The 24,601-nt window shown below is 66.2% G+C and carries 24 protein-coding genes and 1 pseudogene; 16 read left to right on the top strand and 9 right to left on the bottom strand.

Going from position 1 to position 24,601, the window contains the following annotated elements; genetic code table 11:
- Window positions 1–21: 21 nt before the first annotated feature.
- Window positions 22–207: an antitoxin MazE-like protein gene (locus IAQ70_RS23255; RefSeq protein ID WP_190987835.1), complete on the top strand. Its 186-nt coding sequence runs from the start codon at window positions 22–24 to the stop codon at window positions 205–207.
- On the opposite strand, the gene IAQ70_RS03045 is transcribed toward IAQ70_RS23255, so the two are convergent.
- The 3 genes from IAQ70_RS03045 to IAQ70_RS03035 form a co-directional block, all read right to left on the bottom strand.
- Window positions 153–731 (bottom strand): HNH endonuclease, encoded by a 579-nt coding sequence (locus tag IAQ70_RS03045; protein WP_190987834.1) that lies wholly within the window; start codon window positions 729–731, stop codon window positions 153–155. The genes IAQ70_RS23255 and IAQ70_RS03045 overlap by 55 nt on opposite strands.
- 13 nt (window positions 732–744) lie before the next feature.
- A complete protein-coding gene (locus IAQ70_RS03040) occupies window positions 745–1,119 on the bottom strand; it encodes a PH domain-containing protein (RefSeq protein ID WP_343998818.1) in 375 nt (124 codons plus the stop codon).
- A 97-nt stretch (window positions 1,120–1,216) separates the two neighbouring features.
- Window positions 1,217–2,143, bottom strand: a complete 927-nt coding sequence (locus IAQ70_RS03035; protein ID WP_190987833.1) for an Ltp family lipoprotein — start codon at window positions 2,141–2,143, stop codon at window positions 1,217–1,219.
- A gap of 485 nt (window positions 2,144–2,628) precedes the next feature.
- Here IAQ70_RS03035 and IAQ70_RS03030 point away from each other — a divergent pair, with 485 nt between their 5' ends.
- The 5 genes and pseudogenes from IAQ70_RS03030 to IAQ70_RS03015 all read left to right on the top strand — a co-directional run bounded on the left by IAQ70_RS03030 (window position 2,629) and on the right by IAQ70_RS03015 (window position 6,503).
- Window positions 2,629–3,363, top strand: coding sequence for a DUF5058 family protein (locus IAQ70_RS03030; RefSeq protein ID WP_190987832.1), 735 nt, complete (start codon window positions 2,629–2,631; stop codon window positions 3,361–3,363).
- Between the two features lie 14 nt (window positions 3,364–3,377).
- Window positions 3,378–4,106, top strand: a complete 729-nt coding sequence (locus tag IAQ70_RS03025; protein ID WP_190987831.1) for a hypothetical protein — start codon at window positions 3,378–3,380, stop codon at window positions 4,104–4,106.
- A gap of 45 nt (window positions 4,107–4,151) precedes the next feature.
- Window positions 4,152–5,399: an amidohydrolase gene (locus IAQ70_RS03020; RefSeq protein WP_190987830.1), complete on the top strand. Its 1,248-nt coding sequence runs from the start codon at window positions 4,152–4,154 to the stop codon at window positions 5,397–5,399.
- Between the two features lie 99 nt (window positions 5,400–5,498).
- Window positions 5,499–5,624, top strand: a pseudogene (locus IAQ70_RS23250) (AsnC family transcriptional regulator); the annotation flags it as partial.
- A 21-nt stretch (window positions 5,625–5,645) separates the two neighbouring features.
- Window positions 5,646–6,503 carry an Lrp/AsnC family transcriptional regulator gene (locus IAQ70_RS03015; RefSeq protein ID WP_317983562.1) on the top strand — a complete coding sequence of 286 codons (858 nt, stop codon included), beginning with the start codon at window positions 5,646–5,648 and terminating at the stop codon, window positions 6,501–6,503.
- 81 nt (window positions 6,504–6,584) lie between these two features.
- Here the strand turns inward: IAQ70_RS03015 and IAQ70_RS03010 are convergent, their stop codons facing one another.
- The 3 genes from IAQ70_RS03010 to IAQ70_RS03000 form a co-directional block, all read right to left on the bottom strand.
- A complete protein-coding gene (locus tag IAQ70_RS03010) occupies window positions 6,585–8,171 on the bottom strand; it encodes an alkaline phosphatase D family protein (RefSeq protein WP_190987828.1) in 1,587 nt (528 codons plus the stop codon).
- Between the two features lie 198 nt (window positions 8,172–8,369).
- Window positions 8,370–9,650 carry an MFS transporter gene (locus tag IAQ70_RS03005; RefSeq protein WP_190987827.1) on the bottom strand — a complete coding sequence of 427 codons (1,281 nt, stop codon included), beginning with the start codon at window positions 9,648–9,650 and terminating at the stop codon, window positions 8,370–8,372.
- Window positions 9,651–9,891: 241 nt separating this feature from the next.
- Window positions 9,892–10,536 carry a TetR/AcrR family transcriptional regulator gene (locus IAQ70_RS03000; protein ID WP_223858733.1) on the bottom strand — a complete coding sequence of 215 codons (645 nt, stop codon included), beginning with the start codon at window positions 10,534–10,536 and terminating at the stop codon, window positions 9,892–9,894.
- A 151-nt stretch (window positions 10,537–10,687) separates the two neighbouring features.
- Here IAQ70_RS03000 and mhpA point away from each other — a divergent pair, with 151 nt between their 5' ends.
- The 3 genes from mhpA to IAQ70_RS02985 are packed head-to-tail and all read left to right on the top strand — an operon-like array spanning window position 10,688 to window position 14,410.
- Window positions 10,688–12,349, top strand: coding sequence for a bifunctional 3-(3-hydroxy-phenyl)propionate/3-hydroxycinnamic acid hydroxylase MhpA (mhpA, locus tag IAQ70_RS02995; protein WP_190987826.1), 1,662 nt, complete (start codon window positions 10,688–10,690; stop codon window positions 12,347–12,349).
- Between the two features lie 14 nt (window positions 12,350–12,363).
- Entirely contained in the window at window positions 12,364–13,440 is a 1,077-nt protein-coding gene (locus IAQ70_RS02990; protein WP_190987825.1) for a maleylacetate reductase, read from the top strand.
- Window positions 13,441–13,489: 49 nt separating this feature from the next.
- Window positions 13,490–14,410 carry a dioxygenase family protein gene (locus tag IAQ70_RS02985; RefSeq protein ID WP_190987824.1) on the top strand — a complete coding sequence of 307 codons (921 nt, stop codon included), beginning with the start codon at window positions 13,490–13,492 and terminating at the stop codon, window positions 14,408–14,410.
- 95 nt (window positions 14,411–14,505) lie between these two features.
- Here the strand turns inward: IAQ70_RS02985 and IAQ70_RS02980 are convergent, their stop codons facing one another.
- On the bottom strand, window positions 14,506–15,753 hold the full coding sequence (locus tag IAQ70_RS02980) for a GGDEF domain-containing protein (protein ID WP_190987823.1): 1,248 nt from the start codon (window positions 15,751–15,753) through the stop codon (window positions 14,506–14,508).
- A 324-nt stretch (window positions 15,754–16,077) separates the two neighbouring features.
- Between IAQ70_RS02980 and IAQ70_RS02975 the strand changes: the two genes are divergently transcribed.
- From IAQ70_RS02975 to IAQ70_RS02955, 5 genes are all read left to right on the top strand, one after another.
- Window positions 16,078–16,440: a cupin domain-containing protein gene (locus IAQ70_RS02975; protein ID WP_190987822.1), complete on the top strand. Its 363-nt coding sequence runs from the start codon at window positions 16,078–16,080 to the stop codon at window positions 16,438–16,440.
- A 531-nt stretch (window positions 16,441–16,971) separates the two neighbouring features.
- On the top strand, window positions 16,972–17,454 hold the full coding sequence (locus tag IAQ70_RS02970) for a hypothetical protein (protein ID WP_190987821.1): 483 nt from the start codon (window positions 16,972–16,974) through the stop codon (window positions 17,452–17,454).
- A complete protein-coding gene (locus IAQ70_RS02965; protein WP_190987820.1) occupies window positions 17,451–18,680 on the top strand; it encodes an Nramp family divalent metal transporter in 1,230 nt (409 codons plus the stop codon). Before IAQ70_RS02970 ends, IAQ70_RS02965 begins: the two co-directional genes overlap by 4 nt.
- Window positions 18,677–19,084 (top strand): PRC-barrel domain-containing protein, encoded by a 408-nt coding sequence (locus IAQ70_RS02960; RefSeq protein ID WP_190987819.1) that lies wholly within the window; start codon window positions 18,677–18,679, stop codon window positions 19,082–19,084. The genes IAQ70_RS02965 and IAQ70_RS02960 overlap by 4 nt, the downstream gene beginning before the upstream one ends.
- On the top strand, window positions 19,071–19,418 hold the full coding sequence (locus tag IAQ70_RS02955) for a PRC-barrel domain-containing protein (RefSeq protein WP_190987818.1): 348 nt from the start codon (window positions 19,071–19,073) through the stop codon (window positions 19,416–19,418). The genes IAQ70_RS02960 and IAQ70_RS02955 overlap by 14 nt, the downstream gene beginning before the upstream one ends.
- Window positions 19,419–19,425: 7 nt before the next feature.
- Here the strand turns inward: IAQ70_RS02955 and IAQ70_RS02950 are convergent, their stop codons facing one another.
- Both IAQ70_RS02950 and IAQ70_RS02945 read right to left on the bottom strand, forming a co-directional pair.
- The gene (locus IAQ70_RS02950) at window positions 19,426–20,496 is read right to left on the bottom strand and encodes a tellurite resistance/C4-dicarboxylate transporter family protein (protein WP_190987817.1); all 1,071 of its coding nucleotides are present in this window, start codon (window positions 20,494–20,496) and stop codon (window positions 19,426–19,428) included.
- A 10-nt stretch (window positions 20,497–20,506) separates the two neighbouring features.
- Window positions 20,507–22,048 (bottom strand): PucR family transcriptional regulator, encoded by a 1,542-nt coding sequence (locus IAQ70_RS02945; RefSeq protein WP_190987816.1) that lies wholly within the window; start codon window positions 22,046–22,048, stop codon window positions 20,507–20,509.
- Window positions 22,049–22,228: 180 nt separating this feature from the next.
- On the opposite strand from IAQ70_RS02945, the gene IAQ70_RS02940 reads away from it, so the two are divergent.
- Together IAQ70_RS02940 and speB are read left to right on the top strand one after the other, a co-directional pair.
- Complete coding sequence (locus IAQ70_RS02940) at window positions 22,229–23,605, top strand: MFS transporter (RefSeq protein ID WP_190987815.1); 1,377 nt, start codon at window positions 22,229–22,231, stop codon at window positions 23,603–23,605.
- Window positions 23,602–24,600, top strand: coding sequence for an agmatinase (gene speB / locus IAQ70_RS02935; protein WP_190987814.1), 999 nt, complete (start codon window positions 23,602–23,604; stop codon window positions 24,598–24,600). The genes IAQ70_RS02940 and speB overlap by 4 nt, the downstream gene beginning before the upstream one ends.
- Window position 24,601: the final 1 nt, after the last annotated feature.

Here is a 24,601-nt window from a genome sequence, read left to right as displayed (position 1 = left end):
CGTTGCCTGTAACACTTGACTATGGGTGTTAGGGGTCGCGTTGCACGGCACAGGATCGCAATGCGCGAGCGTGGCCTTCGGCAGTTTCAGATGTGGGTGCAGGACGCCCGCACGGAAGAGTTCAAGCGTGCGGCGCGGTGGCAGCGGGGCGGTCAGCGCAGCGGCTGCCGTTCGCCGACGCTAACCGAACCGTCGGGCGCGACGTAGTTCCGCCGTCGTCGTTCTATCCGCGCTTGCTGGCCGGGCGAAGGAAGCCGGGCGCCCTTCGCCCGATTACACCGGGCGCAGGCGGCGACGAAGTTCTGCAGGCTGGTGGACCCGCCCTTGGACCATGGATAGAAATGATCCCCGTGCTCGGCGGGGCGGGAACACCGCCCGCGGAAACCTGCTTCCATTTCACACTGCCCGCCGGCGCGGTTCATGCCCTCGCGGCGCTGCTGGCGGGTGAAACGGCGGACCGGGTCGCGGCGTCGAAGGTCCCGGGTACGGAGAACCACCGCCACGATCGCTAGGACCGCCACGAACACGCCCGGCACGGCAACGGCACCCAGGACCCGATCGAACATTCCCCACAATGTCGCGGTGACCACGGAAATGCCCTGACCTTCGACGGCGGCGCCCTTGTCCGGCATCAGCGCCATAATGGCTGACGCGAGGAGCCAGACTGTCGCGGCCAAGTAGGCTGATTTGATTGCCTGCCTCGTCCAGTAGATGCGCTTCAGTTCAAGCATTGCCCTATTCCGATCAGTGGAGAGTGCCCAGTACCGAATGGGCAATCAGCATGTCCAGGCGCCGAATGTCCGTCTTTTTGCCCACCTTGATCTTGATGTGGCCGGCCCGTGTCCACAGCTCCAATTCGGCGTCAAGGTCGAACGTCCCGGCATTCTCCGAGGACCACATGTTGATGGCGGAGTATGGCAGGGAGTAGATCTCCACCTTCTTGCCGGTCATTCCCTGGGCATCACGCACAATCAACCGTTTGGTCGTGAAGATGGCGCTATCGCGAAAGGTTTTGTAAGCGGCCACCGGCTGCTCGCCGGGGACCATCAGCTCGGCGACATCGCTGGGAATGGGACATTCGGCTACGAACATCCAGGTGGTTACGGCTGCTGCTTCCAAGGGATTTCCTTCAACTGTGTGAATATGCGGAATATTGCTGGATAGGATGGCGGCGCCGAGGCTCGGCGCTGCCAACCCATGGGAGCGAACCCGACCGCTAGAGACCCGTCTTGCTCACTCCGTACTCGGCCTGCTCCGGGGTATAACCCTCGAAGAGCAGCTGGTCGACCAGCCCGGAACGGGAGAAGGAACTGTACTCGAGATACGACTGGGCCTTCTTGGCTGCCTGCTCGTTCCAATCGACGGCTACGCGGTCCACCGCCCAGGTGGCATCACCGGTTGAATACTTCTCGTACTCCAGCTGTCCGATCAGCCCGGGGCGTGAGAAGGCGGTGTATTTAAGGTAGTCACCAGCTTTCCGCAGGGCATTCTGCTGGCTGACCGTCCCCCTCTTGGCGGCGGCGTCGGCCTCAGCAGCAGCCTTTGCCGCGGCGTCTGCCGCAGCCTTCGCAGCCGCATCTGCATCAGCCTTCGCCTTGGCAGCTGCGTCCGCTTCGGCCTTGGCTTTGGCGGCAGCATCGGCGTCTGCCTTGGTTTTGGCATCGGCGTCAGCTTTGGCTTTTGCCTCAGCCGCTGCAACGGCAGGATCCTTTGTGGGTGTTGCCGAAGGAGTGGCGCTCGGAGTCGTCGCGGAGGCCTTTGGAGTGGAAGGAGCGGGCGCAACCGAGGGAGCTGAACCGGCACGGGCTGAGTTGACGACGATGCTCAGAAGAATGACCACGCCTGTAACGATCAGGGCCACTTTCTTATGCCTGTCGTAGCCCTCCAGCGGCAGTCCCTGTTTATCGCGGGTTTTGTTGGTCAGCACGAGGATCAGGTCGATGAGGGCCCAGATGCCGATGCCACCCAGGGTGACGAGCTTGAGAATGCCCGTTCCGACTTTGCCCAGGTAGAACCGGTCCACGCCTAAGACGCCGAGGAGGAGGGACAACAGCCATGTCACGACGAACGACTTGTTGCCCTGCTTCGCTTGCCCGTAGCCGGGGGCTGGAGGATGGGGAGCGACATAGGGGTTTTGGCTCATGAGAGTCCTTTCAGGGGACACCTGACCAGCGAGCGATGCGAAGCGTTCGTGGTGGGTGCGGTGATGGACGCCGAATGAGGGCAACCGGGCCTGGAGCGCCGTCCGCAGGAGCGGCAAGCGGCACGCTGAAAGCGTTGGAATGACATGATCGCTTCCCCCAATAGCGTCAGGGCATCTTTGCCCGTAGAACGGATGCTACACCCTGTCCATTGAAGCGTAAAGTAAATCGGTTGATGAAGCGCGTTTGGCCCGTCGGCCGGGCAGCGGGTAATTCGGGCGGAGCCAGCCCACGTCCCGCGCAGAAGACGGAACGGCCGGCCGAAAGATAGCCACCCCTTCGTCTTTATCGACAAAAGAACAGAAAAATACTTGACTTTTGGACACCTCATGCCGTTCCATGGAGGAAATCAGCAATGATGCAGATCACAGCAAGGTTAGATCGGCATCACACCTGAACCATGAGATGAAGCCCCAAAGGAGTGCGGATGCACCGCTTCGCCGTCGACCCGGGTTCGACCGACATCAGCCCAGTGTCTTTCCACCCCGTCCTCTGGATCTGCGCGGCGGCCGTCTTCGCGGTCATCGTGCTCCAGTCCGTCATCTACCTGCGGGCCATCCGCAAGGCCGCCGGCTCGGTCAACCTCACGGACCAGCAGGTCCTGGGCTCGGTCCGCCGCGGCGGCATCGCGGCGATCGGCCCCTCGCTCGCCGTCGCCCTCGTCGCGATCTCGCTCCTGCCGCTCTTCAGCACGCCGGCCGTCCTGACCCGCATCGGCCTCGTCGGCTCCGCGGCGTTCGACGTCGCCGCGGCGGGTCTGGCAGCCCAGTCGCAGGGCGCGCAGCTCGGCGGCCCCACCTACACCCAGAAGGTCTTCGCCATCGGCTTCGCCGCGATGACCCTCGGCGGCCTCGTGTGGATGCTCACGGCGCTCATCCTCACCCCCATCCTGGCCAAGGGCGACAAGACGCTGCGCAAGGTCAACCCGGCAGTCATGACCGTGGTCCCGACGGCGGCGATCCTCGCCGCGTTCTTCACACTCGCGCTCACTGAGACCACCAAGTCCGGGGTCCATGTCCTCACGCTGCTCGTCTCGGCGGTAGTGATGGGCCTGTGCATCGCCGCCGCGAAGTTCTTCGACAAGCCCTGGCTGCGGGAGTGGGGCCTCGGCATCGCGATCTTCGTGGCCCTCGCCGCCGCCTTCCTTGTCACAGCCAAGTAGCCCAGGAGAATCGCATGTCCTCTAAGACCGCATCCCTCGACGGGCTCGCCCAGTTCGAGCGCACCACGTCCATCTGGGGCCCCATTACCCTCGGACTCGGCTTCCTCGTCTCCCTCGCCGCCGCGCTCTTCACCGCATTCGGCACGGGCCTCGGCATCACGGGCCAGGAGGTGTGGACCTCGTTCGGCATCGTCTTCGCGACGTTCGGCATCATCGCCGTTGTCGAACCGATCTCGTACTACCCGATCCTCGGACGCTCCGCGATGTACCAGGCGTTCATGATCGGCAACATCGCCAACAAGCTGCTCCCGTCCGCGCTCATCGCCCAGACCGATCTCGGGGAGAAGCCGGGCACGCGCCGGGCCGAACTCATCGCGGGCGCCGCGATCATCGGTGCGGCGTTGGTCCACATCATCACCCTCATCATCCTCGTGGGCTTCCTCGGCACGTGGCTTCTGGGCCTCCTGCCGGCGGGGCTCATCGCGGTGGCCCGCCTCTACATCCTCTCGGCCGTCTTTGGTGCCGTGACGGTCCAGGCCGTCGTGGCGATGAAGAACGTGCGGACCACCATCATCGCCGCGGTGATTTCGGCCATCGTGGTCTTTGGCGTGATCCGGGTCGCGCCGGCACTCACCAACTACGCGACCGCAATCTCGGTCGTCACCGTGATCATCGTCGCGTGGTACGCGCGGAAGCGCACCGACGCGTCCGCGGCGGGCGCGCCGTCGTCCATCGGACACTGAGCCCCCGCGAACCGAACCCGAACCCGACTGACACGAAAGGCAACCATGACTGACACTGCCACCACCGTCACCCTCGCCAAAGGCATCGAGGTCCCCACGGGCTTCGTCGCCGAGCACGTCGAGATGTACAAGGGCTACCACCGAGCCCCGGAGCTGTCCTCGGCCGAGCACGGGACCGCCGAAGCGATCGAGGCCAGGCTGAGCGAGCTGGGCATTGAGCACTTCCGCTCGGGCGGGACCGGCGTTGTCGGTCTCCTGACCAACGGTGAGGGCCCCGTGGTCGGCTTCCGCGCGGACACGGACGGCCTGCCCATCGCAGAGGACACCGGCCTCGACTACGCGAGCACCGCCACCGGCACGCTGCCCGACGGCAACGAGGCGCCCACGATGCACGGCTGCGGCCACGACACCCACATCACGGCCGCCCTCGCCGCGGCCGCATACCTCACGGCGAACCGGGACACGTGGCGCGGGACCGTTGTGCTTCTCTTCCAGCCCGGCGAGGAGACGGCGTGGGGCGCCAAGGCAATGGTCGACGACGGCCTGTGGGACCGCGCGCCGCGCCCCGAGGTGGTACTCGCCCAGCACGTCATGCCCGTCGAGGCCGGAAAGTTCTGGCTGCGCGCCGGGAACATGGCGAGCCTCGCCGACTCGTGGCGGATCACGGTCCGCGGCCGCCAGGCCCACGGGTCCCAGCCGGAGAAGTCCCTCGACCCGATCGTCGCCGCGGCCTCGATGGTCCTGCGCCTCCAGACGATCGTCTCGCGCGAACTCGCGCCGATCACCCCCGCCGTGGTGACGGTCGGCACGTTCCACGCCGGCCTGAAGGAGAACATCATCCCGGAGACCGCGGAGTTCTCCGTCAACGTCCGCACGCCCGATGAGGATGTCCGCACGCACGTCCTGGGCTCGATCCGCCGCATTGTCGCCGCCGAGGCCGCCGCTTCCGGCATCGACGAGCCCGCGATCGTGGAGATCAACCGGTTCCCGCGCCTCTTCAACGACGCCGGGCACACCGCGCGCGCCAACGCCGCGCTGATGGCCGGTTTCGGCACCGACGCCGTCGTCGAGGCGCCGCTCGGCATGGGCTCGGAGGACGCCGGCTGGCTCGGCGACGCGATCGGCGTTCCCGTGGTCTTCTGGGCCTTCGGCGCGTTCCCCGCCGCGGCGTTTGCCGACGGCGCCGCGCCCGCCGGCAACCACTCACCGCATTTCGCTCCCGACGCCGAGCTCGCCGTGGTCAACGGCACCGGCGCCGCGCTCGCGGTGCTGCTCGAGTACCTGGGCAAATAGTCAACGTACGACGGCGGGCTCCCACCCGCCGTCGTGCGTTCGCCTTAGACTGGGAGGCTGCCCGGGGGCGAGGCCACCGGGGATGGAAGGATAAAGCGCATGCTCGACGACCTCGACCGCCAGATCGCGGCAGCCCTCATCCGCAATGGCAGGGCGCCGTGGCGGCTTATTGCCGAGGTGCTGGGGCAGCAGGAGCGCACCGTGGCCCGCCGTGGCAACAGGCTCCTCGCGTCCGGGGAAGTGCGCGTGCAGTCGTTCCCGAGCCCCGCGGCGCTTGCGCCCGTGGACCTCTACATGCTCCGCGTCACCGCCGTGCCGTCCGCCGTTTCGACGATCGGGACCTGGCTCGCCGAGCGGCCCGACACGCACTGGATCAGCGCGCTGTCCGGGGCGAGCGAGTGCATCGTGGAGCTGTTCCTCGAACAGGAAGCCGTGGGCCCGTTCCTGTACGGCGAACTCGCCGCGCTCGAGGGCGTGCGGGACCTCTCGCTCGAGCCGATCTTCGAGTACTACCGCACGGTCTCCGGCTGGCGGCCGGACGTCCTCACCGCGGAGCAGTACGAGGCGCTCAGCCCCTCCGAGCTCCCGCATTTCGCCACCCGGTACGCGGAATTGGGGAAGTCGCGCCTCGACGAGCCGAACCGTGTCTTCGCCGAACTCCTGCGCACCAATGGCCGGATTACCATCGAGGAGCTGGCCGCCGGCCTGGGCGTGTCCAAGGCGACCGCGAGCCGGCGGCTCGAGGCACTCATCGCCGACGGTGCCGTGTACGTGCGCGCGGTCCTCGACCCGGCTTCGCTCGGGTATCCCGTCGAGGGCCTGCTGACCGTACGCGCCGAGGCCCGCGCACTGGAGGCCGCCGGACGGTACATCGCGGACCTTCCGGGGACACGCTGGGCTGCCAACGTCTCGGGCCGCATCCTCGTCCAGACCGCGACCCGCAGCCTCGCCGAGCTGCGCGGGATGATGGACGGAATCGCGGCGCACCCCGGCGTGACCGGCGTGGACCTCTCGCTCGTCGCCGGGATCTTCAAGCGCAGCACGGTTGCCTACCGCGATGGGAAGCTCCCGCAGCCCGGAGACGAAGCCAGCAAGGCCAGTTGATCGCTCCCGCCGCTACGCGCAACGGACGACGGCGGGTGCGCGCCCGCCGTCGTCCGCCCCCTTGGCGCAGGGGTTCTTCGGCTACCGTGCCTGCAGTCCCGGCACTCCGTCCTGGATCGAGAAGGAGGCCTTCGTCGAAACGGGAGCACCCGGTGTCGTGACGTAGTCCAGCGTCCGGAAGTCGGCAGTCATCGCGTCCTTCGTAATGCGCGTGTTCACGTAGCCGCGGTTGTCGTTGTAGAACTTCAGGTGCGGGTTCCAGGCCATCACGGGGTCGGCCGTTGAGCCGTTGCCGTTGCCGGTGGAGGTGATGGACGTGCACACGAGTTCGGAGCCGACCACGGGGGAGGCGGGGTCCTTGTAGTCGACCTTGACGTCGTTGGCCCAGTTGCGGTGCACGTCGCCGGTGAGTACGACGGCGTTGCGGACGTTCGCGTCCACCCAGCCCTGGGTGATGCGGCGGCGGGAGGCGGCGTAGCCGTCCCACCCGTCCATGGACACGTCGTCGATCCCGGGCGCGGCGTTGCGGTCCCGCTCGGTGTAAAAAACCTGCTGGCCCAGGATGTCCCAGCGCTGCGTGGAGTTCTTGAACCCGTCCAGCAGCCACTTCTCCTGCTCGGCGCCGGTGATGGTGCGGTCCTCGGCCAGGCGTTCGGCCACGTTCTTCTTCCAGCCGTCGCCGGCGAGCTGGTCATCGCGGTACTGCCGGGTGTCCATCATGTGGAAGTTGGCGAGCTGGCCCCACTGGATGGTGCGGTAGATCTTCATATCAAACCCGGCCGGCACGGACGAGGCCCGCAGCGGCATGTTCTCGTAGTACGCCTGGAACGCGGCGGACCGGCGCTGCCGGAAGTGCTCGGTGGTGTCGTTCAGCTGCCCGGCGTCCTGGTTTTCCGGGACCTCGTCCGCCCAGTTGTTGTCCACTTCGTGGTCATCCCAGACCACCAGCCAGGGCGCGATCGCGTGCGCGGCCTGCAGATCGGCGTCGGCCTTGTACTGTGCGTGCCGCTGGCGGTAACCGGCCAGGCTGACGGTCTCCGGACCGGCGTGGTCGCGCGGGTTGCCCCCACCGATGACGTAGCTGTCCTTCTTGTATTCGTACAGGTAGTCGCCCAGGTGCAGCACCAGGTCCGGGTGGTCCTGCGCCAGCCGTGAGTAGGCGGTGAAGTAGCCGTGCTCGTACTGCGCGCAGCTGGCGAACGCCATGGCCAGCGCCGCCGGCGTCTCGTGGGGTGCCGGACTGGTCAGGGTGCGGCCCACCGGGCTGATGTGCCTGCCGGTGCGGAACCGGTAGAAGTACTCGCGCCCCGGCCGCAGTCCCTTCAGCTCCACGTGCACCGAGTGGGCGGTTTCGATCCGTGCATGCTCGACGCCGCGGGCTACTACTTTGCGCATGCTCGCGTCCTCGGCCACTTCCCAGCGCACTGCGACGTTGCGGGCGGGCATGCCGCCCAGGCCGTCATCGGCCACGGGGTCAACGGCCAGGCGGGTCCAGATCACGAAGCCGTCCGGCCACGGCTCGCCGGAGGCGATACCGAGCATGAACGGATCGGTGCGGAGGCCGGCGTCGTCGGCGGTCGACGTGGCGAACGCGGCACCCGGCAGGGCTGCGACGAGCCCGGCCCCGAGGCCGGCGGAAAGAAGGGATCTGCGTGAAATGTTATCCATGGATCCGACCGTAGGGTGGCCGGTTGGACAGGTTCTTAGGGGGATGTGAATGGGCGGTTAACTGCGTGACACGAACTGTTGATTTGGGGTTTTCGCTGACTACCGGAGCTCAGGGCGCGAACGGCTCCTATCCTGACGGTGGCCGGGAGGTGTCCATGTGGACGACCTCCCGGCCACTCCTGCGAGGTCGGGGCGTTGTCAGCTTTCCACGAGGACAGGGACGGCCCCTGTAATGGGCTGATGCGCCGACCGGCGGTGCGCGTAGTAGAGGCCCACGCTGATCACGACGCACAGGACCGCCGAACCGGCGTAGAGCGTGAAGAGGCCGGGAGCGCCGTCGGATGCGAACGCCAGGCCGCCGAAGAACGGTCCCATGAACGATCCGATGAACGCCATGGTGTTGGTGAGTCCCAGAATGGTGCCCCGGGAATGTGGAGCGACGGCGCCGGTGGCCGTGGCGTTGATGAGGTTCTGCGCCGAGTGTCCGCCGATTCCCATCAGCGCGACGCAGACCAGCGAGAAGACCAGCGAGACCGGGCCCAGCAGCAGTCCCAGGAGCCCTGCGAGGGTGAGTGCCGTACACACGATTCCCACTTTGGCGGAGCCGTGCTTGTCCGCCGCGTTGGCCGTGAACCACGACCCGATGACCGAGGCCCCGGTCAGGGCGAAGGCGAAGATCAGCGCCTCGGTGAGGCTGAAACCCAGGCTTTTCATCGATTCGGCCAGCCAGACGTTCAGGCCCAGCCAGGTGGTCATGTTGGTGATGGCGGCCAGGGCGACCAGGCCGACGAAAATGTAGCCGCGGCCGGTGAACAGGCCTACGAACTTTTGCACCGGGGTCAGGCCCGCCTCACGCACGTCGGCCGGCTCGGTGATGCGGCAGGACAGCAGGATGACGAGGATCACGGCCGTCATGGCAGTGCCGAGCCAGAACATTGAGCGCCAGCCCCACAGCGGCATCAGGAAGATGCCCACCAGAGCGGCGATGGTCCCGCCCATCGGTACTCCCGCCATCGCAATGGTGATGACCAGGCTGCCGCGTCCTTCCGGTGCATGGTTTCTGGCCAGCGTCATGGCGGTGGTCAATGCCGCGCCGACCCCCACGCCAGTCAGCATGCGGGCGGCCCCAAGGAACTCGGGCGTCGGCGCCACGGCGGCGAATGCCGAGCCCAGCGCGAAGACCGCGGCGGCAAGCGCCATCACCCGCGGCCGGCCAATCCGGTCGGCCAGTGCGGTGCCGCCGAGGACGCCGATCAGTGCGCCGGCGTAGACGATTCCGCCAATCAGGCCGGCCGTGGCCTCGTCCAGCGTGAGGGACTGGTCCTGCAGCAGGAGTGGAACCACGGAACCAAAAACGATCAGGTTGTAACCCTCCATCAGGGTCACCACCATGCACAGTGCAATAACCGCGTTGTTGGACAGCAGCGGCCGGAGGGAGCCTCGGCGCTGAGACGTCTCCTGCGTGAAAGTGGGGTTCATGGGGTCTTCCTTTGTTGACTCGCCGGCGGGATCCGCAACGGTGCGGAGGCCTTCGCCGGGGGGAGTGGATGAATCAAGCATCAAAAGTGACTTGAACCTCAAGTGTGAGGTGAGTCTCAACATTAAGCAAGAGGCAATTTTCCGGGGGAACAGAGAACCCCGCGCCGTCCGGCGCGGGGTTCTGTGTTTCGCGGGGTTCTGTGTTTAGTGCCTGAACTTCAGCCTGGCTTTCGCCCGGCCATCAGCCCTCCGGCAGCGGAGGCAGTGCGCGGGTTGCCACCTTGTGGGCCTCGGACGCCGGCACACCCACCATGCACAGCATGGTCTGCGCAAACAGTTCGTCAGCGTGCGCCTCCGGCTTGGTGGACAGGACCAGGTGCAGCGTAGCCAGGAGTGCGCCGAACGTGCACGACGTCGCGACGTCAATATCCGGAATGGTGAAACGTCCCGAGTCGACGCCTTTGCGGAGGTCGCGCGCGGCGCGCGGCCCCAGGATCGCAATGAGCTGAGGGTGGGCCACCCCCAGCCGGACCACGAACCAGCCCCACAGGGGATCGGTGACGGCTTTCCGGACAAGGTGCCGCAGCGAGGCGGCAAAGACCTCGGCGTCGTCCTCCATGTTGGCCGTCAGCGCATCCAGCGACGCCCCAAAGGACTCCACCGACGCCTCGGCGACCGCCTCCACAATGTCGTCGCGGGACTGGAAGTAGTTGTAAAACGTACCCGCGCCCAAATCGGCGGCATCGGTAATTTCCGTCAGCCCCACCGCGTCGACGCCCCGTTCGGCCATCAGTGACCGCGCCGCCGCGATCAGCCGGGCGCGCGTCTGCTCGCGTCGTCGCTGCTGGCGCCCGCCGGGGGCGGTGGTGGAGGGGAGTGAATCCATGGAGGCCATTTCAAAACCGTACGTCAGGCGCTCGGGCAATGCACAAGCCAACCGCCGAAAACTAATAACTGAGGACTTGCTCATTTTTGAGAACTCTGTCACTATCAATCTAATCCGTTATGACCCAGGTCACTTCACCGAGGAAGACACCATGACAGCGTTGAGCACACCACCGGCACCGCATGCCGAAGACATCCGCAGGACATCCAGCAACGAAGAGTTCGACGCCGACGTCGCCATCGTGGGCGGTGGCCCGGTGGGCACCCTCCTGGCTCTGCTCCTCGGGCAGAAGGGGTATCGCGTCACCATCGTGGAGAAGTGGCCGGAATTTTATGCCCAGCCCAGGGCAGTGACCTTCGACCATGAGATCGCGCGCATCCTTTCCAGTCTGGGCATTGATTCAGAGAACGATCCGGCGATCGGCGTCCACGATGACATCTACTTCTGGAAAAACGCGGCCGGCCAGACCCTTCTCGAAGTCGACTGGGCGAGCATGGCAGCGTCCGGCTGGCGCACCCGGTACTGGTTCTCCCAGCCCGACCTCGAAAAGCGCCTGCGCGAGATCGCGGCAGCGCTGCCCACCGTCGAGCTGCGCCGCGGTTGGGAAGCCACCGGGCTGGAGGAGAAGGAGGATGGCATCCTCCTCAGCGGAACTGCCCGGACCCCCGAGGGGAACGTCGTGGCCGAACAGATCAGCGCCCGGTACGTGGTGGGCGCCGACGGTGCCAACAGCTTCGTCCGCAAGTCCCTTGGACTGGACTTCGATGACCACGGCTTCTCCTTCGACTGGCTGATCCTGGACATGATCCCCAAGAAGCCCATGCACTTCTCACCCTCGGCGTGGCAGCTGTGCGACCCCGCCCGCCCGACCACGATCGTGCCCGGCGGTCCCGGCCGCCGTCGCTGGGAATTCATGGTCCTTCCGGGCGAATCCCCGGAGGAGCTTAGCTCACCTGAATCCGCGTGGCGGCTGCTGGAGCCGTGGGGAGTCACTCCGGACGATGCCGAGCTGGAACGCTCCGCGGTGTACACGTTCCAGGCCCGCTGGGCCGAAAACTGGCGCTCCGGGCGCGGGCTGATCGCCGGTGACGCCGCCCACCTCATGCCGCCCTTCGCCGGCGAGGGCATGTGCGCGGGCCTGCGCGACTCGGTCGCGCTTGCCTGGCGGCTGGACCTCATCCTCTCCGACAGGGCCAGCGACGCGCTGCTGGATTCCTACGGTGAGGAGCGCAAAGGCCACGTCCGGCACTACATCGACTTCTCCCTCGAACTGGGCAAGGTCATCTGCATTGCCGATCCCCAGGAAGCAGCCGAACGCGACCGCCGCATGATCGCCGAACACGCTGCCTCCGACGGTGTTCCGGTGGACACCGACATCGCCTCTTTGGGCCCCGGCCTCTGGCGTGCGGGCGACGCCCACGCCGGTGAGCTCTCCGTCCAGGGCATCGTGGAAGCCAACGGCGCACGAGGACGGTTCGACGACGTCGTCGGCCGGGGCTGGACCGTGCTGGGCCGCGGGATCTCCCCGGCGGAAATGCTCACCGAGCGCCAGCGCGAACAGCTGGAGTCCCTGGGTGGTCACTGCGTCCGCATCGGCGCCCCGGGAACCGACTGCGACGTCATCGACGCGGAAGGGACCTACACCAAATGGTTCGATGACCTCGGCATCAATTTCGTCGTCGTGCGTCCGGACTTCTACGTGGCGGCAACGGCCGCCGACCCCGCAGGCCTGCGGGATTCCCTGGATGCACTGATTGATGGCCTCCACCTGGGCACGTTTGAACTGCCCCTCCTCCTAGCTACAACGAAGTAAAGGAACCCCCTGCAATGAGCCTGACTTTTGACCACATAACCCTCGGCCAGCGCGTCCTCTTCGGCACCGGCGCGGCCGCCGCCAACCTCGCCGCGGAAGTCGCCCGGCTGGGTGCCCAGCGTGTGATGGTGATCGCGTCTGACTTCGAGACCGAGATGGCCCGCGCCGTCGCGGCGGACATTGACGTGGCTTTGTGGCACCACGACGTCGTCATGCACGTGCCGATCGAGGTGGCCGACAAGGCCCGCGCCGCAGCCGCTGAGTCCGGCATCGACCTGCTGGTCTGTGTCGGCGGGGGCTCGACGACGGGCCTGGCCAAGGCGGTCGGGATGACCTCACGCCTGCCCATCATCGCCGTGCCCACCACCTACGCCGGATCCGAGGCGACCAACGTGTGGGGCCTGACCGAGGCATCCCGGAAGACCACCGGCGTGGACGACGCCGTCCTGCCCGTCACCGTCATCTACGACGCCGCCCTCACACTCTCCCTGCCCGTGGAGATGTCCGTCGCGTCCGGCCTGAACGGCATGGCCCACTGCATCGACTCGATGTGGGGCCCCCGGGTTGACCCGATCAATCAAGCCCTCGGCGCCGAAGGCATCCGCGCCCTCAGCCAGGGCCTTCCCCTGATCACCGCCGACCCCTCCGGGACCGACGGACGCGAGCAGGCCCTCTACGGCGCGTACCTGTCCGCGGTCGCGTTCGCCTCCGCCGGGTCCGGGATCCACCACAAGATCTGCCACGTCCTCGGCGGGACCTTCAACCTCCCGCACGCCCAGACCCACGCCACCGTCCTCCCGTACGTCCTGGCCTTCAACGCCCCCGCCGCGCCCGAAGCCGCAGCCCGGATCGCCGCAGCCTTCGGCACCGCGGACGCCCTCACCGGCCTGCAGGACCTGCGCAAACGCCTCGACGCACCCAAAGCCCTGGCCGACTACGGCTTCACCGCCGACGGGATCGCGAAGGCGGTCGAAATCATCCTCCCCGCCGTGCCGGCATCCAACCCATACCCGGCCACCACCCAAAACCTCACCCGCCTCCTCCAGGCAGCCCTCACCGGCGAAGACCCCGCGGTACTGCTCAGTCGCTGACCCGGCGCCTCCCAGGACCCCCACCACCCACAGATTCGAGGAGTACAGCATGTCCGAAACCACCCATCCCGCGGCCGCCGGGGTCACCATCAGCCCCGAACAGGCCGCCGTCGAACAGGAACTCGTGGACACCGTCGTCGCGTCCTTCGACAAGACCGAAGACCCGCGCCTGAAGCAACTCATGCAGTCCCTGACCAGGCACCTGCACAACTTCCTCCGCGAGGTCCGCCTCACCGAGGACGAATGGAACGCGGCGATCGAGTTCCTCACCGCCGCCGGCCATATCACCGACGACAAACGCCAGGAATTCGTGCTCCTCTCCGACGTCCTGGGCGCGTCCATGCAGACCATCGCCATCAACAACCAGGCCTTTAAAGGCGCCACCGAGGCTACCGTCTTCGGGCCCTTCTTCATCGCCGACGCCCCCGAAATCCCTATCGGCGGAGACATCGCCGGCGGTGCCCACGGCCAGCCCTGCTGGGTTGAAGGCACCATCACCGACACCGACGGGAACCCCGTCCCCGGCGCCCGGATCGAAGTCTGGGAAGCCGACGAGGAAGGGTTCTACGACGTCCAATACACGGACAACCGCGTCGCCGGCCGGGCCCACCTGTTCGCCGACGCCAACGGTAAGTACGCGTTCTGGGGACTCACCCCCACCCCGTACCCCATCCCGCATGACGGGCCCGTCGGCAAGATGCTCGAATCCGTCAGCCGGTCACCGGTCCGCGCTTCACACCTGCACTTCATGGTCACCGCCGAGAACTTGCGGACCCTCGTGACGCACATCTTCGTCGAAGGCGACCCGCAGATCGGGATCGGCGACTCCGTCTTCGGCGTCAAAGACTCCCTCATCAAACGCTTCGAACCGCAGCCCGCCCGCACACCAACCCCGGACGGACGCGAGCTGGGCAACCAGGCCTGGGCCCGCTCCCGCTTCGACGTCGTCCTGGCGCCCGCCGCTGTTTGAATCTGGAACCTTCAAGGAGGCCATCCCAGGCCGCCGTCCTTGGGGACACCGGAACTTCGGCGGACGGAGGCCGTCCGGCGGGACCCGGGGTTTGGCTAGCTCAACCCGTGGGCATCGAAGGCCTCGTACCTGGCCTTGCCGCCGTGCTTCGCCCGGTACATCGCCGAGTCCGCCTGCCGCAGCAGTTCCCGGACGTCCGCGGTGTCCGGCGTCCGATGCGCGGCGCCGATGCTCAGCGAGACGCGCAGCGGCTGCCCGCCGATCACGAACGGCTCGCTCAGCGCCTCGTGGATTCGTTCGGCGACGGGCGCCGTGGCGGGAGTGCCGTCGTCGTTATTCATGACGACGACGGCGAACTCGTCGCCTCCCAGCCGGGCCACCAGGTCCTGGCTGCGGACGCTTGCGCGGATCCGCTCCGCCAGCTGGACCAGCAGCGCGTCGCCGCCCTCATGGCCCAGCGAATCGTTGACGTCCTTGAAATCATCGATGTCGATGAACAGCAGGCCCTCATTCCGGATCCGAGTGCCCTCGCCCTGATTGAACGACGCCGCCAGCCGCTCGGCGAGAGCCGCGCGGTTGGCCAGTCCGGTGAGGTCATCATGGGTGGCCCGGTAGGTCAGGATCTCGTGGCTGTCCTGAAGCGCGGCGGCCATCCCGTTAAACGCGACAGCCACCTCGCCGAGCTCGTCGCGACGGGCCACGTCCAGGCGGTGGCTGTAGTCCCCGGCCTCGAGGTTTTGGACTCCGCGGCGGAGGCTGTTGAGCGGGCGGATGAGGTCCTTGACCATCCGACGGCGGAGATACAGTGTGCCGCCCACCGCCGCGAACAGGAGCGCCCACCTGGCCACGAACAGGAGGTCCTCGAAGAAGCTCGTGTCCACCAGGCCGCGCCCGAGCGCGTCCACGGAGGACACCTGGATGGCCGCCAACTGCTGCCGTACGCTCGAGCTGCCTTCAATAAAAGCCGTTGCGTCAGCGGAGTGGCTCCCCGTCGGGTCCGGCGCCTGCCCGCTCCAGAGACCGCTCCGCTCGAGGCTTGCTTGCCAGTCGTGGCGTGCCTGGTCCAGCGCGGTGCTCCGGTCGGCATTTCCACCATCGGCGGCGGCGGCTGCTTTGAACAGTTCTTCAACGGCTTCCTGCGCGCCGACAAGGGCCCGCCTGTCCACGGCGTGTGCCTCGAGCAGTTGGTGTCCCAGCTGCTCGTGGGCCTCGAGGGCACCGGTCAGTTCGTCAACGCTGCCGTACTCGACCTTCAGGTGGCGGGCAGCGCCTTCCAACTCGTTCACCACAAACCGGACACCGACGATGGTGACCACGGCGCCGACCAGCAGGGTCAGCAGCATCAGCGTGAAAGCCCGGGATCATTCGCGCTGGAGGCTGTACGAGCGCGGCGTGGTGGGGGCGTTAGTCATGGGCGTCCTCGGACAGGGGAGATGTAATGCCTAAGTTACACGGCACCCGCCCGGAATCGGGGGTGGGGACCGCTGGGTGCAACAGCACGAGGCAAAACCAGGCCTGTCTTCCAGGCGGACGTCCTCCAAAACTGCCCTTGCGGGGGTCCATGTGCAGGCGGAGAATGGCCTCACTGGCGGGGTTCCATCTCCTTCCCCGCCGTGGGCATCGAGGCCTCGCCGGAGTTCAGCAAAACACCGAGCGTAGGAGATGAAATGCCAAATCTAGTTCGCATGAGCCTGGATTCGCCCGAGGAGACCCGACCCTTCGAAGGTGACACCGGCCAGCTGCAACTCGTCAACATGGAAAAGGGCGCCGTTGGCCGCGCCACGTTCCTGCCCGGATGGCGTTGGTCCGAACACGTCAAGCCGATCGCCAAAACGGAGAGCTGCCAGGCATCCCACATGGGGTACTTCGTGTCCGGCCGGATGAAGGTGGTCATGGACGACGGCGAAGAGATGGAATACGGGCCCGGCGACTTCGCCACCATGGCCCCGGGACACGACGCCTGGGTAGTCGGAGATGAGCCCTGCGTGGTAATCGATTGGCAGGGGTTCGCCGACTACGCCAAACGCTGAGACCCGGGATTCGGACCGCGCGTCCACTCCTGGCCTGCCGTACTGGCGCTACGTACGCCCGCCAGCACCGGGATCGGACGAGCCGGTCTCCGACGACCCCCCGCCACGGGATTGGAACAGCAACGGCCCGGGCGGCAGCGGAAGCTGCGGCCCGGGCCATTTGTGTGACCCCGCGTCCCACGTCGGTTGCGTTGGCAGGTGGACCGTTCGGACACGTTGGTCTTGGGTGATCGGCCGGCGGCGTGCGCTACTTGGGGCTGAGCACCTCGTCGGTCGGGCGCCCGTCGACGAACACCTGTATCGCCCAATAATTCCCGGCATTGGGGCCTTGACTGCCCCGCGTTGCCGTTGAAATGCGGTGTTCGCCTGTTCCGCTTCGGGAACAGTTCCAGATGGAAGCCGGCTGACATTTAACCCCTGCCGCCGGTGCCGGGGAAGTGCTATACCTAACCTTAGGCAACTAAATGTCGGTCTGCCGGCACACCCGGCGATCCGGACCGGGCCGGGCCTGCCCGGAGGCTGGAGGCAAAGGTGCGGAAGTGGCCAGCCACGGACCGTGTCACCGCCGGAAAACCGCTGATCGCCGCCTGCCGTGCGGCGCTCGCCCTCCTGACCTCCTGCGTCCTCGCAGGATGCAGCGGCGGCGTCCAAGATTCCGTCACCACGGCTGTGGAGGACAGCTCGTCCGCCATCGCCACCGCGCGGCTGGCGCTCACCCAGATCACTGACGGCAAGCTCACCCAGGCAGCCACTGCCACCACGCTCGACGACGCCCTGAAAGAACTCCAGACCAGCCGGGACACCGTGGCGAAACTGTCACCCGCCACGCCGGAAGGCCGCGACGCCGTCGCTGAAGCGCTCGACGTCCTGGACGGCTGCGCCGCAGGCCTCACTACGGCCCGGAACGCGGTGGCCAGCGCCGACGGCACCCCCGCCATCGCCGACGGCAGCCAGGCACTGGCAACAGCCGCGGACCGCCTCGCCGAACTGAGCGCGAAGGACGGCGGGAAGTGAAGCGCCTCCTGGGGGTGGCACTGGGTGTACTGACCGCGATCGGCGGGTTCGTGGACATTGGCGATCTGGTGACCAACGCCGTCGTCGGTTCCCGCTTCGGCATGTCGCTTGTCTGGGTGGTGGTCGTCGGCGTGGTGGGGATCTGCCTGTTCGCCAACATGTCCGGCCGGGTGGCGGCAGCGTCCGGCCGCGCGACGTTCGAGGTGATCCGTGAACGGCTGGGGCCGCGTGCCGGGCTGGCCAACCTGTCCGCCTCTTTCCTGATCAACCTGATGACCGTGACCGCTGAAATCGGTGGTGTGGCACTGGCGCTCCAGCTGGCCAGCAGCGTCCACTACCTGCTCTGGATTCCGGTGGCTGCGCTCGCCGTGTGGCTGGTGATCTGGCGGGTGAAATTCTCCATCATGGAAAACGTCACCGGCCTGCTGGGGCTGACCCTGATCGTGTTCGCCGTGGCGCTCTTTCTGCTCAAACCCGACTGGGGATCCCTGGCCGGGCAGGCATTGGCGCCCGCGGTCCCGGCGGAGGAAACCGCGCCGACCTACTGGTACTACGCCATCGCCCTGTTCGGCGCCGCCATGACCCCGTACGAGGTGTTCTTCTTTTCTTCCGGGGCTGTGGAGGAAGGGTGGAAGGTCAAAGACCTGGTTCAGTCCCGCATCAACGTCCTGGTGGGCTTCCCGCTGGGCGGCCTGCTGTCCGTGGCGATCGCCGGGTGCGCCGCCGTCGTCCTTCTGCCGGCGGGCATCGCGGTGACGTCCCTGTCCCAGGTGATTCTCCCGGTGGCGGAGGGGGCAGGGAAGCTGGGCCTGGCGTTTGTGCTGGTGGGCGTCATGGCCGCCACGTTTGGCGCCGCGCTGGAGACCACCCTCTCCAGCGGCTACACGCTGGCGCAGTTCTTCGGCTGGTCCTGGGGTAAATTCCGCAGCCCGGCCCAGGCCGCCCGCTTCCACCTGGCCATGATCATCTGCCTGCTGGTGGGCCTGGCGGTCCTGGCCACCGGGGTGGATCCCGTGCTCGTGACCGAGTACTCCGTGGTGTTCTCCGCCATCGCGCTGCCGCTGACCTACCTGCCCATCCTGATCGTGGCCAACGATCCGCAATACATGGGCGAACACGTCAACGGCCGGCCCGTGAACGTGATGGCCATGATCTACCTGGTCATCATCCTGGTGGCCTCCCTGGCCGCCATACCGCTGATGATCGTGACAGGAGCCGGATCGTGAAGACTGACCGACCGCTGGCGCCGGTGCCCCCGACGGCGGGCCGCACTCTGGACGCGCAGCTCCACCTGATGGACCGGCAGGTGCTGGATCACGACGGCGTCCCGGTCACCACCGTGGACGACCTCGAGCTCAACGGCCCCGAGCTTGACACCAACATCCCGCCGGGTGCCCCGGCCCCGGTCCTGACGGCGCTGCTGACAGGTCCGGTGCTGGGCACCCGCATCTTCGGCGGCAGGCCGCCGTCGACACGGCTGATCCGCATCCCGTGGGAGGACGTGGCCGACGTCGGAATCGTCATCCGCCTTGGAGTCAGCGGCGAAAACCTCGACGCCGGCTGGGTGGAGCGCTGGATCCGGGACAAGATCATTGCGCGCATCCCGGGAGGCCGCCATGATCCTCGGTGACCTCCTGGGCGTTCACGTTTACGACGACGGCGGCACCCGCCTGGGGCGCGTGGCCGACGCGCGGTTTGTGGTGGACGGGCCTCCGCGGCAACTGCTCGCCGACGCCCGCCTGCTGGGGCTGGTGGTCAGCCCGCACAGCGCGTCCTCATTCCTGGGCTATGAGCGGACCGGGCTCGACCAGCCCTGGCCATTGCCGCGGATGCTGCGGTGGCGGCACCGCGGCTCATTCCTGGTGCTGTGGGAGGACATCGCCATGATCGGCACAAAATCAGTACGGCTCCGGGCCGGCTTCACTGCCTACTCGCCGGCCCTGGATGGTGCCGGGCAAGAGTAGGAACTCTTCAGCCTTGCCGTGACCGCGCGAGGGTGGTCCAGAGGTGCCAGAGCATGCCGGCAAAAGTGGCCAGGAATGCGGCAACGGCCAGCCACAGTTCGCCCTGTCCGATCACGGCCACGATGGGCAGATGCGCAGCGCGGCCCAGGTAGATGCCCGCCACGGCGTACATGCCCAGCGGGAAGATGACGCTCCAGAGGCCCGGCTCGTAGGACAGCGGTACGCGGTGGACCACGTGCCTCCACCAGCCGCCCGCGAGGAGCACCGGGAAGAGCCACGAGGCGAAGGACCAGAACACCACCGACGAGCCGGCCACGAGGCCCCGCGTCGCGTCCACCATCGGCGCGCCGGCCATCTCGACGATGCGTGCACCGGCGAGGACGCTGATGGCCATGGCTCCCATGGCCACGAAGTACTGCGGCTTGAGGTCCTCGGGGTGGATGGGGTGGGACAGGAGCCGCAGCGAGACGAAGATCCCCACGGCGGCGTACAGGATGAGCCCCAGGGACCAGGCCACCACTGCCACGAGTGCCAAAGCCGGGCGCCATTCCGGCCCGGCCAGGGGTTCAACGGATGCGGCCGCCACTGACACGGATTCGCTCGCCACGCACCACATGAACCAGGTGCCGTTGGCGTCCTTGACCACCGGCCGCTCGTCCCGGCCGAGCACAGCGGTCCACGGCACGACGTAGCCGAGCACCACCCAGGCGAGCACGGCAACAGCGAGCAGTGCCGCCGTCGTACCCTGCCACCCTGCCATGCCCAGCCGCACACCCAGTACATTCGTGCCGGCGATGAAGGTGAAGAAGCCGAACGCGCGGGCAGGGTCCAGGAAGTCCCGCCGCATGTCGGCGGGGAACCTGGCCAGACGCACGAGGCTCAGGACGAGGATCATCGCGTAGGAGACCGCGCAGATCACCAGGAGCGCGGCAGAAAATGCGTGGAAGCCTTCGAGCTCAAGCCCCACCGAGATGATCCCGGCGGCCATGGGGAGGGCGAAATACCCCGGCGTGAGGGTCTGCACCGACTCCGCGACTCGGGAGCCGAACGTATCCGGAACGGAGCCAGCCGTGGTCATGTCCCCAACCTTAGGGCTGCTGTCCTTTATGGTCGCGGGGAGAGATGTCTCGCGGGCGGGACTCGCGCATCTCCATCGTCTCGTGGATCTGCAGGGCGAACCACAGCTGCGCCAGTGCTGATGTTTGGGTCATGTCCAGGCCTGTCAACTCGCCTATCTTCCTGATCCGGTAAATGACGGTCTGCCGGTGGGTGAACAGGGCTGCCGCCGTCTTTTGCCAGGAGCGTTGCATGTCCAGATAAGTTTTCAGTGTGTGGACGAGGTCAGGTTGACGGCCCCGTTCATAATCGAATACCGGCCCCAGCAGGCGCTGGACGAGCGCCTGTCCTTCTTCGTGGCTCGTCAGGCCCAGCCACGAGGGGCCTTCGGAGTAGCGAACCAGATGCGTGGTGGTGGCGCCAGCGGTTCCCAGCGCCCACAGGGACTCCTGAAGCCCGCCTTCGATGCCGGCGGCCGTCGTGGGGGTGCTTATCCCAATTTTGACGTTGGGTGGAAGGACGTGCAGCAGCAGCTCATCGGAGCATTCTTTGGTCACCAGGAAGTGGAGCCGGTTGGAGCTCTGCAGGCACGCGGTGTGGAAGCCGTGCCGCCACAGGTTGACGTGCAGTTCCGCCAATGTCAGTTCCTTGCCGCCGGACACAGAGACGACTCGAAACTCCTGTGCGGTAATACCGAATTCAGATAGGCGGCTTTCCATGTCCTTGATGCCGTACCGGCCATCAAAGGCCTGAAGCAGGAACTCGGCGCCCCGGCGAAGCCGGTTTTCCAGACCCAGGACGGTACGCGACAGTTCCAGGCCCAAAACGGTCGCCACGTGGAGCAGAACCACAGCATCCGGGTGCGGTTCGAACTCAGGCAGGACCACCAACAGTGCATTGGCGTGCGTTGGAATTTCCATGAGGAGTACATGTTGGCCAGCCAGCCTGTGCCACTGGAAATTCTTGGTTGCCACTGATGCTTGACCGCTCAGCTGCCCCAGCGCGTCGGCCAGGAATGCCGGTAAGTCCTCGCTGTCCGGGCGCCACGGGTGCAGGCATCGCCGGTCCACCACAAACAGCCGGGACTTCAGCTCAGCTGCTATCCCGTTGAGAAGGTTCTGCCACTGGTTCCCCGTCCCGACAAACCGGAGAAGGTCATATATCCGGGCCGTCTGCCGTAGTCTCCGGGACTCCTCCAGGAGGGACGACTCGGCGACCGACTTGGCGATCGCTATGAACGGCAGGGGATAGGGCACGTTGATCACTGGCAGGGGGAGGGCATCGCAAGCACGCAGGAACTCGGGCAGAAGCTGCGGCGCGTGCATTTTCTCGCCGATGGCCAATGCGGACGCCCCTGCCCTGACCAACGATTCCGCGAGTTCCACTTGCCCGGCGGCGTCCGGTGGAATGGAAAGGCCATTGGTCATCATCAGCTCGCCCCCGGTGACCCACTCCCAAAGCCGCGGAAGATCCGACGTGTGCGCCCACGTGATGCCGTTCCCGCGGCCTTCGGAACCCGCGATCAGGCTCAAGCCCAGCTGTGGTTCAGCGATCAGCTCGGCAACAGTAATCACGTACGGAGGCTCTTTCGTTCAAGGAGGGGCAGTGAAGGCATTTCTGGTTTTTATACAAATGTATAGGGCATTTCGTCATTTGTGGTCGATTGACGAATGTACCCCAGTGATGCCCGTCACCCATGATTGAGTCACTTACTTCCCGGCTCGCCTAAGAGCATTCACGAGAGAGGGTTTCGGATGAGCGCAACGAGCAACCTCATTGATGACGCCCCACTTACAACTTTCCATAAAAAGCTGACCTTTTTTGCTTCAGGTGGCCCGTTCATCGACGGCTACGCGCTGTCCATCATCGGGATCGCCCTGATCACGATGAGCCCCGGGCTGCAGCTGAGCACAACGGAAATCGGCCTGATCGGTGCGGCCAGTCTTGTCGGCATCTTCTTCGGCGGGGCCATCTTCGGGTGGCTTACTGACAAAATCGGCCGGCACAAGATGTACATCGCCGACCTCATCGCCCTCGCCCTCTTCTCCGTTCTCAACGCCTTCGCCACCGAAGTCTGGCAGGTTGTTCTCTGCAGATTCCTCCTGGGAATGGCCATCGGCGCGGACTATCCGATCGCGACCTCGCTGCTGGCCGAGTTCCTGCCCAAGAAGCACCGCGGACGTCTCTTGGGCGCCACCTTCGTGGTCTGGGCGGTAGGCGCCGCAGCCGCTTACGCTGTCGGATTCCTGCTCCGCGACATGGGGCCGGACGTGTGGCGGTTCATGGTGGCCAGCCCGGCGATCTTCGCCATAGTCACCCTGCTGTGCAGGCTGGGCACACCCGAGTCTCCGCGCTGGCTTCTCTCCCGCGGACGCCGGGACGAGGCCGAAACCATCATCAAGAAGGTCTACGGGCAGCAGTACGGTCTGGCAGACATCGCCTCTGACAGTGAAGGTCCTGCCAAGCAGGGCAAATTCACAGACATCTTCACAGGCCAGGCATGGAAGCGCACACTCTTTGTCTCCATCTTCTGGACTGCCCAGGTCATCCCACTCTTCGCGGTTTACACCTTCGCGCCCGACCTGCTGGCGGCCATGGGCATGACCGGCGACGCCAATCTCTACGGCGGTTCCTTCCTGATCTCCATGCTGTTCGTCGTAGGCGGCATTCCCGGTCTTTGGCTTGTTGAAAGAATTGGCCGCCGGAAGCTGCTTCTGTGGAGCTTCGGGATCATTGTGGTGGCCCTCGCCATCCCCGCCTTTATTCCCAACGTGCCCGCTGGGCCGCTCTTCATCGCCCTGGCCGTCTTTGCGCTCGCTTCCGGTGCCTCCAGCTTCCTTGAAGTTGTCTACCCGAACGAGCTCTTCCCCACGGAGGTCCGGGCCACGGCAGTGGGATTCGGTACGGCCATCAGCCGCGTCGGCTCTGCGGCCAGCACCTACCTGATGCCGGTCGCCATCCTCAGCTTCGGAGCCGCCGGCTCACTGTTGATCGGCGCCATCATTTCCCTGGTCGGGCTGGTCGCAACGTTCCTGCTCGCCCCGGAAACAGCCAACAAGTCTCTCTCGGAACTCACCACAGACAAGAAGCCGGCGAACCCGGCAGCCATCAACGAAGGAACACTGGTATGACCACCCACAAGCCAATCGGACCCGTCGACGCAACTCAGGTACCCCGGTACGCCGGGCTTGGAACCTTCGCCCGGCTCCCGCAGATAGACCGCGTTCCCGACTATGACATTGCAATCGTTGGAGTGCCGTTCGACGGCGGCACCTCCTTCCGCCCGGGCGCCCGCTTCGGGCCCGCCGCTGTCCGTGAAGCATCCCGACTGCTGCGCCCCGGCTACCACCCTGAACTCGACGTCGAGCCGGTGTATGAAGCCCAGGTTGTGGACGCCGGCGATATTGCCTGCACGCCCTATGACATCACCCGGGCAGTCCGCGAAATCGAGGAGCAGGCACGGCCCCTCATCAGTGAGGACAAGCGGCTGATTGCCATTGGCGGGGATCACACCATCGCCCTGCCCATGCTGCGTGCATTGAATCAGGTGCACGGTCCCGTTGCCCTCCTCCACTTCGACGCCCACCTGGACACTTGGGACACGTACTTCGACCAGCCAATTACGCACGGAACCATCTTCCGCCGGGCCTTCGAAGAGGGGCTGCTCATCGAAGATAAGTCCATGCATGTGGGTATCCGCGGGCCGGTGTATGACCGAAACGACTTCCTGCGCGACCACGAGTTCGGATTCCAGATCATCCGTTGCTCCGACTTGGACGTCATCGGCGTCCCGGCCGCTATCCAGAGGGTTAAGGACCGCATCGGCGACACCCCGGTCTACGTCTCCATCGACATCGACGTTCTCGATCCCTCGTATGCTCCAGGAACTGGTACACCCGAAATGGGTGGACTGCATTCCCGCGAACTGCTGGCTCTCCTGCGCGGCCTCAACGGCCTCAACATCGTCGGCGCGGACGTCGTCGAAGTTGCCCCCGCGTATGACCACGCAGACATCACCACCCTGGCGGCGGCCACCTTGGTCTTTGACCTTTTGGCGCTGATGGTAAACCGTTCCAAGGGCGCATCCCTTGCTGGCGACGAATCTTTCGAAGTCGCCACCGTCTAAA

Origin of the sequence: Pseudarthrobacter sulfonivorans (assembly GCF_014712225.1) — a bacterium.
Taxonomy (GTDB): Bacteria; Actinomycetota; Actinomycetes; order Actinomycetales; family Micrococcaceae; genus Arthrobacter; species Arthrobacter sulfonivorans.
Note: the sequence above shows the minus strand (reverse complement) of the source record. Positions and strands in the feature narration are given on the sequence as shown.